The sequence below is a fragment of the Nonomuraea sp. NPDC003709 genome (genome assembly GCF_040610775.1).
In the GTDB taxonomy this organism is placed as follows: Bacteria; Actinomycetota; Actinomycetes; order Streptosporangiales; family Streptosporangiaceae; genus Nonomuraea; species Nonomuraea angiospora_A.
In genome coordinates this window covers 1-3,683 of sequence record NZ_JBEXMW010000075.1, presented here as the reverse complement: position 1 = coordinate 3,683, position 3,683 = coordinate 1, and the positions used below count along the sequence as shown (strand labels likewise).

The following is a 3,683-nucleotide window of genomic DNA, read 5'->3' as shown; positions in this document are numbered from 1 at the left end:
GGCGTGCCGGATGATCACATCGCTTCCTCCCGCGACCTGGATTTCGCCGATGCCTTCGCCGCGGTGATGGGCGGGGCGGGGATGGATGTGGTGCTCAACTCGCTGGCGGGGCCGTTCACCGACGCCTCCCTCGACCTGCTCGCCCCTGGCGGGCGGTTTATCGAGATGGGCAAAACCGACCGGCGCGATCCCACCCAGGTGGCCGGCACCCATCCGCAGGTGCGGTATCGCAGCTTTGACCTGATGGACGCCGGGCACGACCGGATCGGCCAGATGCTCGCCGAACTGCTGGACCTGTTCACTGGTGACGGGCTGGCGGCGTTGCCGGTGCGGTGCTGGCCGGTGCAGCAGGCCCGCCAGGCGTTCCGGCACATGGCCCAGGCCCGCCACACCGGCAAGATCATCCTCACCATGCCCCGCAGCCTGGACCCCGACGGCACGGTACTGATCACGGGTGGCACGGGCGGTCTGGGTGCGATCTTGGCCCGCCACCTGGCCGGGGAGCACCGGGTGGGGCGTCTGCTGTTGGCCTCCCGCCGAGGAGACCAAGCCCCCGACGCCGACCAACTCCGCACCGACCTGGAGACGGCGGGCGCGACCGTCGACATCACGGCCTGCGATCTGTCCGATCCCGAGCAGGTAGCCGCGCTCCTTGGCCGGGTCCCGACCGAGCACCCGCTCACGGCGGTCTTCCACACCGCCGGAATCCTCGACGACGGCGTGGTCACCTCCCTCACCCCCGACAAGATCGACCGAGTACTGAAGCCGAAAGCGGACGCCGCCTGGCACCTGCACCAGGCCACCCGCCACCTCGACCTGGCCGCGTTCGTCCTCTACTCCTCCTCAGCCGCCACCCTCGACAGCGCCGGACAGGGCAACTACTCCGCCGCCAACGCCTTCCTCGACGCACTCGCCATCCACCGCCACACCACCGGCCTACCCGCCCAAGCCCTCGCCTGGGGACTCTGGCACCAACCCAGCGGCATGAGCGCCCACCTCACCACCACCGACATCACCCGCATCGAACAAGCCGGCTACCACCGCATCACCACCACCCAAGGCAACCAACTCCTCGACACCGCCCTCACCACACCCCAACCCCACCTCCTCCCCCTCCCCATCAACACCCACACCCTCAGCAACCGCCACGACGGCGTCCCGCCCATCCTGCGCGGGCTGGCTCGCACGCCCGCGCGTCGCACCGCCCGCACCGAACCTGTCTCCGGCAGCGGGTCGGCACTGGAACGCCGCCTGACCGGCCTGCCCGCGGCCGAGCAGGAACACGTGCTGGTGTCGCTGGTCTGCGCCGAAGCCGCAGCGGTCCTGGGGCATGCCTCCGGCGAGGCGATCCAAGCAGGACGCCCGTTCAAGGATCTGGGCTTCGACTCCCTGACCTCCGTCGAGTTGCGCAACCGGCTCAGCCGGGCCGCCGGGATGAAACTGCCCGCCACCCTTGTGTTCGACCACCCCACCCCAACCGCGCTCGCAACGCACCTGCTCCAACGCGTCACCGGCAACGGCACGGCCGTCGCGGCCGAGCCGGTGCGGGCCGCGTCTGCGTCCGCGGGGATTGGGGAGCCGATCGCGATCGTGGCGATGGGCTGCCGCTACCCGGGCGGGGTGAACTCGCCGGAGGACCTGTGGGACATGCTCGTGCAGGGCCGTTCGGGGATCTCCTCCTTCCCCGAGGACCGGGGCTGGGATCTGGAGGCGTTGTATGACCCGGACCCGGACCATGTGGGGACCACGTATCTGCGTGAGGGTGGGTTCCTGAAGGACGCGGCCGGGTTCGACGCGGCGTTTTTCGGGATCAGTCCGCGTGAGGCGATCGCGATCGATCCGCAGCAGCGGCTGCTGCTGGAGACGTCGTGGGAGGTTCTGGAACGGGCCGGGATCGACCCCGACACCCTCCGCGGCACCCCGACCGGCGTCTTCATCGGCGGAACACACACCGGATACGGTGCGGATTCACCATCGGCCGACGTCGAAGGCTACTTGGTCACGGGCACATCCAGTTCGGTGATGTCAGGACGGGTGTCCTACAACTTCGGCCTCGAGGGTCCGGCGCTGACGGTGGACACCGCCTGCTCCTCCTCTCTGGTCGCCATCCACCTGGCCTGCGAGTCCCTGCGCAGAGGCGAAAGCACTCTGGCACTCGCAGGCGGCGTGACCGTGCTCCCGAACCCCGAACTGTTAATCCAATTCAGCCGTCAGCGTGGTCTGGCGAGAGACGGCCGATGCAAGGCGTTCTCGGATGAGGCTGACGGCACCGTCTTCTCCGAAGGCGTGGGCATCCTGCTGCTGGAGCGGCTCTCGGAAGCGCAGGCAAACGGCCACCGGGTCCTGGGCGTGATCCGCGGATCGGCGGTCAACCAGGACGGCGCCAGCAACGGCCTGTCGGCCCCCAACGGTCCCTCGCAGGAGCGGGTGATCCGCCAGGCGCTGGCCAATGCCGGCCTGGCCCCCGGTGACATCGATGCGGTCGAAGCCCACGGCACCGGCACCAAACTCGGCGACCCCATCGAGGCCCAAGCCCTCCTCGAGGTGTACGGAGCCCGTTCCGAAGAACACCCCTTGTGGCTGGGCACCGTGAAGTCCAACCTCGGCCACACCCAATGCGCCTCCGGGGTGGCGGGTGTGATCAAGATGGTCATGGCCGCCCGCGAAGCCCTCCTCCCCCAAACCCTGCACATCACCACCCCCACCACCCACGTCGACTGGGAACAAGGCCAGATCCGCCTCCTCCAACACCCCCAAACCTGGCCCGCACACAGCGACAAACCACGCCGAGCCGCCATCTCCTCCTTCGGCATCAGCGGCACCAACGCCCACCTCATCCTCGAACAAGCCCCCCACCCCACTCCCACAGGCACAGGCCCCAACGCGGGCACCAGCACAAGCACCGCCGCAGGGGCTCAGGCAAGCACCGGTACGGGCGCTAACGCGGGCATCGGCACGGGCGCTAACGCGGACACCGGCACTAGCAGCGGCGCTGGCAAGAGCACCGGCACGGGCATCGAAGCTCCGCAGCCCCTGCCGCTGATCCCGGTAGCCCTATCCGCCCGTGACCAGACCAGCCTGGCCGCTCAAGCCGCCCGCCTGGCCAGCCACCTCACCACCCACCCCGACCTCCCCCTGCACGACATCGCCCTGTCGACCGCCACAACGCGTGCCCATCTTGAGCACCGCGCCGTCATCCTGGCCCGCAACGCCGACGACCTTCACCACGCCCTCGACCACCTCGCCGGCACCAACACCGACGACAGCATGGGCCTCGGCGCGGGTGACGGCACAGACAACGGCGTCGCCAGGAGCAGCAGCAACGGCAATGGCAATGGTGACGGGACGGGCGCCGGCAGTGGCGCCAACCTCGGCACCGCCACAACCAACGGCACGGGCAGCGACGGCTCAGACGCTGACACGGCCGGTGAAAGCGGCATCAGCACCGTCAACGGAGCGGGCTCAAACGCCGCAACCGAAGCCGCGACCGCCAACAGAGCCAGCACCCGCTCCGACACCCGCAACGGCGTTGGGGTGGGCGCAGGAGTCAACGTGATCACCGGGCGTGCCCGACCCGGCAAAACCGCATTCCTCTACTCCGGACAAGGCGCCCAACACCCCGGCATGGGCCGCCAACTCTACGAAACCTTCCCCACCTTCGCCACCGCCCTCAACAACACCCT

At 69.3% G+C, this 3,683-nt stretch carries 1 protein-coding gene; it reads left to right on the top strand.

The features are described 5' to 3' along the window. On the top strand, positions 1–3,683 hold a 3,683-nt coding region (locus ABZX61_RS65655; protein WP_355213220.1), incomplete at both ends, for an SDR family NAD(P)-dependent oxidoreductase.